The organism is Patescibacteria group bacterium (assembly GCA_038065255.1).
GTDB lineage: Bacteria > Patescibacteriota > Patescibacteriia > JACQRZ01 > JACQRZ01 > JBBTRI01.
Genome location: JBBTRI010000022.1, coordinates 1 through 9,055, shown reverse-complemented (window position 1 = coordinate 9,055; position 9,055 = coordinate 1). Strand labels below are relative to the sequence as shown.

Here is a 9,055-nt window from a genome sequence, read left to right as displayed (position 1 = left end):
GTAAATTCGTTCTTTATAAATTCTGAAAATCTATCAAATACGTTATCGGCAGAAATCTCACTGATCTCGTATTTAAGCAGCGCTTCATCAATATGCGTTTTTAATTCTCCGTCAGAGGCTTTCTTGGCAGCTAATGCAACTAGAATATCAATAAGATCATTTTTACATTGCTGATCACTTTCCGACAGATCAAGCTCATAAAGAACTGGTGCGATAACATCTTGCAGTTGTCTGTGCAGCCCAAACAAGGAGTGTATGAATTTTTCCTGCTCGTCTTTCTGTGGACCCTCCAATTCTGGGTGGCCTATTTTACCAAGATAATCTTGAAAGCATACAAGATAACCGCGCCATAATTCAGCGCCTGCCCGCTCCGCATTCTCTTGAGTCATGCCAATTTTTGTCATGAGAAGTTTTGAAAGATTATCTGCACTTTCCTGCCTCAGAAGAATCGCATTTAGAATGTCGTGCACATTGCCACTCTTATCTGAAGGAAGAATGCCGCTCGCAAAAAGTCCATCTAAAAAAGCTGTATGCTCTTCAAGATATATTCTATCCTGTATGAGTTGTGGTAATTCTCGTATGAATTGGTATTCCATATACTAAAAATTGAGATGCGCCAACTTTCCTCTGCGGTATTTATCAAGCTTAGCCGTAAAATCAACTGCTGGCTGGGTTGGATCAATAACTCTTGGTGTTCTCATCCACTGCAGTGTCTCCGTAGCAACTTTCTCACTTGATTCTGAGAGGTTTGCGAGTTGTTGCTCGGAAAGCGTCGCAAAGTATCTAAATAATTTTTCCTTTTCCGCATCTGCAACGCCAGTCAAATCCATCTTCGAAAGATCACTCATTTTGAGATGTCCAGTACTTATGAGAGTTTTGATAGTATTCGTATCTGGCAGTGTTTTCATACCACCTGCATCTGTCATAACCAATGATTTTTGCATTTTTGCAAGTTTGGCTATAAGTAAATGCTTTGATTTTTCATCGGGCGCATTCGCTATATCAAGTTTAAAGCTTGTCTGTATTGTGCTCGTTACATTATTTTCATTTGCTTCATGTGCTTTAGTCAAGAATTGTTCTCTTTGTTTTACATTAAGAATATCTTTCAAAGCTGTGTTAAAATCAGCATTACCATCCATTAAATCGCTTTGCTCTTTTGTCAAGGTCGCAGGATCATATTTTCCTGCTTTATAATCATTTAACATTTGTTCAAAATTTTCTTTCTCCATTATATTCATCATGGCATTGGGAGCTGCCCCCGGTCGAGTATCTGGAACTTGTTTATTGTATGCAACTTCGAAATGAAGTTTTGAATTTGTTTTCTGGAGATTTTCTCGGAACGCCTTCCGCTGATCCAACATACCTTGGGTCTTCATCAATTCATCCACGCCTTTTACTTTAGAAAGATCCCCCTCACGAAGTTCACCGCGTTCGGCCATAGTCTGCATGAGTTTCAGTTTCTCCATATCAGAAACGGAGGTATCATCAAGAGCGTCTCGCGTCTCCTGTGCCGTTCTCTTGCCACGGACTTTTGCTGCATCGAGCTTGCCCAACTTCTCCATTTCGACAAACTTTTCATCAGCTTTTTGCTTCTTTTCCGGATCCGTCGACTTCAAATCACTGAGTGTCGTCTCAAGATACATTCTCGGATTCTCTTTCATTAATTCATCATTAAATGCTTGCAATCCCTTCGGATCATCCTTGCGATATTCCAAAACCTTATTAACCATTTCTTGATGGTTAACATTTGTTGCATCAAGTTCTTTGTTTTTCAGCATCATCTCGACAAGAGTGGCAAGATCCTGTCCGTTTTGCGGCTTTGTCTTACGCGCATCTGCTATTGCCTCGTTAAGCGCCACATCCAAGCGACCAGCCTCTGGTAGATCACCGCGTTCGATTGCCCGATCACGTTGTTCCTTTATCGCTTGAGGATCTTTATGGCGAGCCTTCAAAATCTCCTCATTCAAACGAGTAACCTCCTTGTCAAGAATATCTGCTTTCCTGTTGCCCATGATACCCCCACTCGCTCTCGCAGCAGCACTATCTCTTTGCGCTTTATCTCTTTCTGCTTCAAGCGATTTGACATGGGGAATGCCCGCTGTCCTATTCGCACGGGCCTCACGCTCTGAGGTAGTAAGTTCATTAAACTTACCTGCTTTTTTGGAAATACTTGTTTCTTCCTCTTTCTTTTTTGCTTCATAATCGGCATGCTTAGCCCCTGCGCGCGTCTCGATGGGTTGCATGCCCGCTTTCTTCCTTGCAAAATTAATTACTTTACTTAAGCCAAGATTTTGTTTTGACTGGAGAGCTTCGCTTGTTCGGCCCATCTGTTCTTTGACGCCTTGTTTTGCCATTGCCCACGGGGTGAACTTCATCTTGTCGCCTTTGATCACGCCCATGGCAAAGCCGCTCACAGCGTTGCCGGCTTTGTTGCTCGTCTGGCCGGCGACAACAAGCGTGCCGATCAGAAGTCCCATACCAATCAACGTACTCATGATTCCGCCGGTACCCATCGAGCTCGTCTCTGAACAATTTGCATCCACACCGGTTTGTATCGTTACTCCTGCCAGTTGCGTTTTAAATGTTGGTCCAAGCGCTCCAACCATGCTTGATTTCCGAATATCTCCGCCCGTTGCCGATGTCCCGGAATCCTTGTATGCCTCATCCTGCGTGACAGCCAGTGAAAGCCAGAGGAAAAATCCTACGGCAGGGCCGAAGAAAATCTGTTTCATGAACTCATTCGACCATGTCTTTCCGATTCCCTGAGTATCTATCTGTTTTAAACCAATAAAGAAGAAAGCTACCGGGGACAGAATGACCAAAAACCAAAGAGTAACGATGCGAACGACAAGCATGATGAGAAGGGCTCCAATGACAATCGTAGCTATAACGATCATCACCAGCGCCCAAATAAATGAGAACAGTGAAGTAAATATATCTTGAACTGCTCCTCCTAGCGCATCAACTCCGCATGCTCCGGCTGCACCTTTTGAAAAAATACTTGGGATACCGGCTAACACGGCAAAATTTGCTCCCGAAGCGCTTGCAATAGCGCCAAAGAATGTCAGCATAAAAATCTGTGATGCATCGATGAGGAGCCCGCAGATTGTTTTGGAAAAATTAATGACAATGGCAGTAATGATGAGGCGGGGCAGCATTGCCTGGTACGCAAGGTCTTTTTTCTGTAAAATCGTGCCGATTGCAATGACCAAAAGCACAATGACAAAAAACATGTTCATGACATCCCGAGCAAGCACCCACCCCTTTGTAACAGCAGGAGCATTGATAAAATCATTGTACTGCCCTACAAGCACAAGAAGAGCAACCATCTTAAACATGATAAATCCAATACCTCGCGTCAGAAGGTTGATTGTTGATTCTAGCACCGTTCCGATTGCCGTACGCAATGCTTGGCCGATATCAAAACCTTGTGCAAACACATTCGCGCCATGCAGCACAAAAACAAAAACTCCCACTCCAATAGCAAAAAGGAGTGTAGTTATGATGAGCTTATTTGGCTTCCCGATTCGAAGGCTCATTTCTGTGGATATAACTACAAGCTTTACATCATCAGTATAGCACAAAAACGCCTTTTAAAAGGTGTATAACTTCTATTTCCTAGAGTTCTAAAAAGTCCTTAACATTACTGCCCGCATCTTGAATGAGTTGATGAAGAAGTCCGATTTTCAACTCTTTCTTCATTGGAATAGTAAGTGAACGATGTTGTATGGAATTAATGCTATGCCGAAGTCGTACATGACTACCGTTTTGACCGACTACTACATAACCAAGTTTAGAAAATCTTTTGATAGCTTCACGTCCGGAAATACCGCGCAAAATCCCCATATTTACGCTTGTACAAAATGGAGGCTTATATTTTTTCCACTATAATGTGTAGCTTTTTCTGATAAATCATCTTTACAAAGCACAATCGCTTCACGAATACCCTCTAACGCTTCGTCAATCGTTTCGCCCTGGCTATAACAACCCTGAAAAACAGGACAGGAAACCCAATATCCCTTTATGACGTCCTTATAAACAACAACTGGATATTGATCAACAAACCTGTGAATTTTTCTTACTGCTTTTCTTTTCATATATCTCCATACTACCACTGCACACACTAGTGGTCAATCCTACGGCGTTGGCTTTGCTCCGCTGCCATCCCATACCCTACGCTGCGATGAAGTGTACCAGTCACCATCGTTTGCAACAAAGCCGTCACCACTAAGGTAGTACTTTCGACACACTTCATTGAGTGTGTACCAATTGTCTTGGATTGCAACGCAGACAGGGATACTGTTTACCACTCCCTTGTGCCCCGACCAAAATGAACGGGAATACGTATGGGTAAACCTGAACGCATTTGTCTGACTAGCAAAGTTTGGATTGTGTCCTTCAAAACCATCCTTATTATCTCCATCGGGAACTGTGTTTACCCAGTCCGTCCACACTGGGACACTGCATGTATTCCCGCTACCACATTGACTATCGGTTGCACAAATTCCACTTTGATTATTGCTGCAAACCTTTTTATCTCCCCAGCTAATGCTTAAGCGACGCAATGGCTCTTGCGATCCTCCTGCCCATCCATAGAAAGACAGGGTTGCTTGCTGCTGATTTGACGATTCGCGAGGTATGACAAAGTTAAAGGTATTTTCCGTAGGAACTGAACATTTGATTCCTTCTCCGCACTGGTCATTTGCGGTACATATTTTATTTTGATTGTTACTGCACACGCCGCGACTGATATGGGGGTATTCTGGCCCAGCTATACGCTGTGATTCACTCCAATAGCTTGCAATCCGCCCATCACCAGATACAACCGCGTATGATGTTGGCGCAGAAACAGTGTCGTTTGTTGTAAAACCAAGCTGATAAATAGTGTAGAGGCGCGCGATTCTCTGTTGGGTGCGTATATTATTGATTGCTAAGAAATGACCATCGGATGCATTGCTTGAAAGTTCAATCTCTGATGATGTAACAGCATAGGGTACAGAATAGGAATCACTTGCTGATGCCGCCTGAAGCGATCCAGCATTATCCATTGCGACATCTTCTTTGCGAGTAGCCGTATAGGTCCGCCGCACATAATAATCCGCGCCCTTTTGGCCATCTGCACTTCCAAAAACGCCTGCTTTCAAACTTGGTACAATAGTAAGCCCTCGCGCTGTCCAGCCTGCTCCGGGAATTCTTCCCACTGGGATTGCACGTGCATTTTCACCATCTCTTTTTATCCCTTCGGCGAATTCAGCGCAGAAATTTTTCTCTTGTCGCACTCTCCGCGTTTCAACGCGAGTGTAGGTATAGGAATGCTTCAAGTCGATGCGGATTTTGAACTTAAACCATTTATCTGTATCGTTCACCTTACCACAGAGTGCACCCTTAAAACCAAGGAGTTTATTGGACGAATTATACACCGGAATAATCTTCATCCATGGTTTCTCTGCACAGGGTGGGAACTTTTCTGTAATGCCATCTAAAGAATATATTGAGAGAGTGGATTCTGTATCCAAATCCATGCCGCGGGTATAATCAACCTTAGCCAGATTCTTACCAGTCCTATAACAATTTGCCGTAGGAGCCGTAGGAGTAGAAGCATCACAATTCCAATCGGCAGAATCTAAGCTGGCAAACGTAGATGGAGTGCCTCCTGGCCAGAGATATTCCCAGATATTATTCTTCATCGCAATATAGTACCCCTTAATATCATCCTTATACACATCCTTTGTGGGGACTGAACCCGGTATAAATGAGAAGTATCTAGCTACAGTTCCGTCGCCTGCTGTGACGGTAACGGGGCTTCCGGTTCCGTGCTGCGAACAGCTGATGCTTTGATTTCCGCAAGAACTATTCACAGCACAGGTACCTCTAGAAATAGAAAATCCTCTATTACTTCCTGAGCCTGACCACTGGGTACAGTTATCAGAGACTACTGTTGAACTTGCAGGTCTATCATCACAGGTATATGTCTTTACGCAACTGCCAAGATGCCAAGACGTGCTAGAACAGGGACTACCTGACGAACACGATTTCCACCAGCTTTTTCCAGCACTTGGATAGCCGCAATAACCAGGGTGCTGCGCATAACCGCAATCTCCTACATCATAAATGTTAAAGCCACACTGGGAGCTCCAAGGATATTGCCCGTTAGGAGGGTTAACAGCTTGTGTGCCACTACATTCATTTGTATATGCTTTTTGTGTTGTTGAATCAGAGCATAGCGAATAACCGCCAATATCATTAGTAGTGCACGCAGTATGCGCTCCGCCTGCATCGGTACTTGTACACGTATTTAGAGTTGCGCTTATTTTGCAATAGTTTGCACTTGTAACTACACATTCACTACTTGCTCCTCCCATGGCTGAGCAAGATTTGCTTGGATCCAATCCACACAAGAACGGCTTTGTCGCATCAACACCATAGGGCGCACATATATTACTCCCATTCTTATTCACTTTCAGCTCAAATGAAAGCACTTCGTCTTCAGGTTCCGGATCGAGACTATTTGACCCTAGGGGGTTATCTGTCCCGGCTGGGACGCGGGTTTCAACATTAGTCATATTCAAACTTGCAGCAGTCACGAGTTCTGTCGTACTATTATATCTCCATTCTGATGCAGGCAGTTGGAATGTTGTCTTTGTTGCAGTCGCAATACAGTAGTTCTGGATTTTGGTATCGAGGGCGTATGCTTTTACGCCCGATCCTGTCGGACTCAGATCTAGCTGGGCAACGCCCTGGGGCTTGTCGGTCGGGTACCAGTTGAGGCAGTATTTTTCGAATCCCGGTTTTGCATAATTTTCCAAACAGAAGCCTTCAAGCCCGATATAGCTATTGCCATCACGCTCATAGTTGCATTGATTGAATACAGGAAGATCAGCTCCACTAGGTGCTAGTTTGGATTCTGTTGGCGCATCTTTTTGTGGGACCGATCGGCATGTTGTACTGACATCATTGGTTGCTTGAGACCCTGCTACTGCCTGCGCAACTTTAATAGTAACCTTACCGCTCGTAGAACTGCCGGACCAATCAAAATAGCCATCATGCGGCGTTACACTCGTTGCTCCGGAAGGATTCGGTGAAGTGCCATTTCTAAATGTAAACTTAGGACGTGATAGTCCGGATAGAGCAGAAAATTTTGTATCCGTTGCAATGTCAAAGACTCCTTTGAGCTCCGGCATAGTCGTCACTTTGTTATATGCATTCCCAGGCACCGGGTCGATATCCACAAAGTTTGCACATTCGCCATTATCATCGAGTTCAATGCAGGGACGGCGCGCAATGCACTGCCTATGACCCTCGTTATCTATAAGTTCATCCGAACAGCCAAGCCATGTCTTGCATGCACGATCGAGTTTTACCTTTACAAGCGCATTCGCATCGAGCGTCCCAGTCGCTGTAGCAGCAGAAAGCGCAACATTAGCTCCGGTCCTATAGATGGTGTCAGTATTGTATTTTGCAGGAGCTTTTTGATCCCGCAGATAATCGGACTTGAAAAGCAGACAACCGGCTTCCGGATTGATACTGCCTGTGCACTGACCGGTAGCTGCGTAGATATCATCGAGGTAGTGGTACTCGCGCTGGCATGTAACGCCGGATTCACCTGCCATGCGCCCATAATTCGTACGGAGTGTTAGATACGTAGAAGCTAGCGGGTCAGATTGGCGGCATTCGGGATCGACCACTTTCGAGCAGGTGTTTTGAGCTGCGGGGCAGAGGCGCGCAAGACTGAGATCAGTGTAGGGAAGGCGAACTTCATGAATACATTTCTTTCCGTCCGAACACTGCGCATCGGATAAGCATTTGGTTGGATCGGTTGCGTCATCTGCACTTATTCCACACGTCATGGTATACCATACGCCATCAGAGTACTGTTCTTTTTCTGATGGTTTTGCCGGCCTCCATCGGGCAACATTCACGCCGGGGTTTTTGAAATACTCAGTACTATACTTTGTGGCATATTCTTGACATTCTGCTTCCGAAGGCTTACACATTCCTCTCTTGTAATCCGGATCTGTCTCACTGATCTCACTGGAAGTAACGGTGTAATATGCCGTACGGTAGCCAACGGCCTGTTGTTTTGCATTTAGCTGAGGAATACCGTAGGCAGTGCACTTATTAAATTCTTGTTTGCAATATTTTTTCGGATCATCCACAAGCGAAACGGGATTGCCGGATGCATCGGCGCGCAAGAATTGTGAACAGCCTATCATCTCTTTGGGACAGAGCCCGGTAAAACGCTGGAATGTTGAGCGAACACCGTCCTTATCCGTATACGTCTGACAGGATAGGGCATCAGCCACGCCAATATCCCAATCTTTTTCTGTTGTACTTCCTGTCTTGGCTGTATAGCACTGGGCGGGAGCTCTGCCATGCCATGAGTCTTTGATTGCATACAGAATGCCGTCTGACTGGCGGATTGTAACATCGTCAAGATACAACTGGTTAAGATTTGCGGTAGTATTTTCAAGTGTAATGCGAACATGGGGGGAAGAGCGTTCGGGAACTACAACATTAGAGAGGGCAAACTGGAAATACTGCCATGAACCATTGAGAATATTCGTAGCTTCTGTGGAACCACCTGTCTGCGCTGTTTGTTCCACGGCAAGTGCTGCAGCTGCGCTTTCAGCCGAATCGACAAAACGATGTGAGAGTGTTGAGCCTGCCGGACCCTTGATTGCAAAACCAAGTATTACCGATCCTGAACGAATGGCAACGGGTTTTTGAAGAGTGATGGATTGCTTTGTTGTATCACTATTTACCGCTTTTAAGCTCGTATCCCCAAGCGTTTCTCCTTCAGTTGTCGCGCTCATAGTAAGATTTGCCGCATCATCAGGTCCTGGCTTCCATTTGCCTGTTGTTTTGTCGGTAAACGTATCCGGTGGCAGAGCAGTTAGGTTTCCCGCTTGTGAAGCATGGTATTCACGACAGCCATTGGAAGCGGACGAACAGACCTTGCTCATGGACTTGCTCAAGTAGTAGCGGTTCGATGAATTCGGCCCATCTGCAGTCCTGCGATATTGGATACAGTCCGCACTTTCTGTTGCATAAACAA

General features: G+C 45.0%; 5 protein-coding genes. All 5 read right to left on the bottom strand.

Features of this window, described 5'->3' with window-relative positions:
* On the bottom strand, positions 1–596 hold a 596-nt coding region (locus AAB400_04885), incomplete at its 3' end, for a hypothetical protein (GenBank protein MEK7649213.1).
* Positions 597–599: 3 nt separating this feature from the next.
* Entirely contained in the window at positions 600–3,539 is a 2,940-nt protein-coding gene (locus tag AAB400_04880; protein ID MEK7649212.1) for a hypothetical protein, read from the bottom strand.
* A 79-nt stretch (positions 3,540–3,618) separates the two neighbouring features.
* Positions 3,619–3,846 (bottom strand): type II toxin-antitoxin system HicA family toxin, encoded by a 228-nt coding sequence (locus tag AAB400_04875; protein MEK7649211.1) that lies wholly within the window; start codon positions 3,844–3,846, stop codon positions 3,619–3,621.
* A 2-nt stretch (positions 3,847–3,848) separates the two neighbouring features.
* On the bottom strand, positions 3,849–4,097 hold the full coding sequence (locus tag AAB400_04870) for a type II toxin-antitoxin system HicB family antitoxin (protein MEK7649210.1): 249 nt from the start codon (positions 4,095–4,097) through the stop codon (positions 3,849–3,851).
* Between the two features lie 39 nt (positions 4,098–4,136).
* Entirely contained in the window at positions 4,137–8,963 is a 4,827-nt protein-coding gene (locus AAB400_04865) for a hypothetical protein (protein ID MEK7649209.1), read from the bottom strand.
* Between the last annotated feature and the right edge of the window lie 92 nt (positions 8,964–9,055).